Source organism: Corynebacterium tuscaniense (assembly GCF_008693065.1).
GTDB lineage: Bacteria > Actinomycetota > Actinomycetes > Mycobacteriales > Mycobacteriaceae > Corynebacterium > Corynebacterium tuscaniense.
In genome coordinates this window covers 1-634 of the sequence record NZ_VXKH01000170.1, presented here as the reverse complement: position 1 = coordinate 634, position 634 = coordinate 1, and the positions used below count along the sequence as shown (strand labels likewise).

Genomic DNA, 634 nt, shown 5'->3' with positions numbered 1-634 from the left:
CAAGGACCGCTGGCCGGCGGTGAACTTCCGCGTGATCAACACCGCGGTGCAGGGCCCGGGCACGGTTCCGGAGGTCATCGCCGCGCTGCAGGAACTGGATGCGGACCCCACCGTGGATGTGATCATCATTGCCCGTGGTGGTGGCTCGGTTGAGGACCTGTTGCCTTTCTCCGAGGAAGCCCTCCAGCGCGCCGTCGCCGTGGCCCGCACCCCAGTTGTCTCCGCGATCGGACACGAGCCGGATAACCCGGTGCTGGACAACGTTGCGGACCTGCGCGCCGCCACCCCCACCGATGCTGCCAAGCGTGTCGTGCCCGATGTTGCTGCCGAATTTTCGCTTATCGACGAAGCTCGCGCCCGCACCGCCTCCGCCCTCCGCGCCTGGGTCCACCGGGAGCGCGAAGGTCTTAAACAGTTGCGTTCCCGGCCAGTGGTGGCGAATCCGTTGACGCCGATTGTAATGCGTCGGGAAGAGTTGGAGCGCGCCCAGGGCGCCATTCGTCGTGATATTTCGCGGCTGCTCGCCCAGGAATCCGCCGAGGTTCGTTCGTTGCGCGCCCAGGTCTCCGCACTGGGGCCGGCCGCGACATTGGCACGCGGCTACGCCGTGGTGCAGGTACAGCCGCGCGATGGC

1 protein-coding gene is annotated in these 634 nt (G+C 67.4%); it reads left to right on the top strand.

Annotated elements, in window-relative coordinates; genetic code table 11:
• Positions 1-634 (top strand): exodeoxyribonuclease VII large subunit (gene xseA, locus F4V54_RS11100; protein ID WP_150387168.1); only part of this gene is annotated, 634 nt, incomplete at both ends.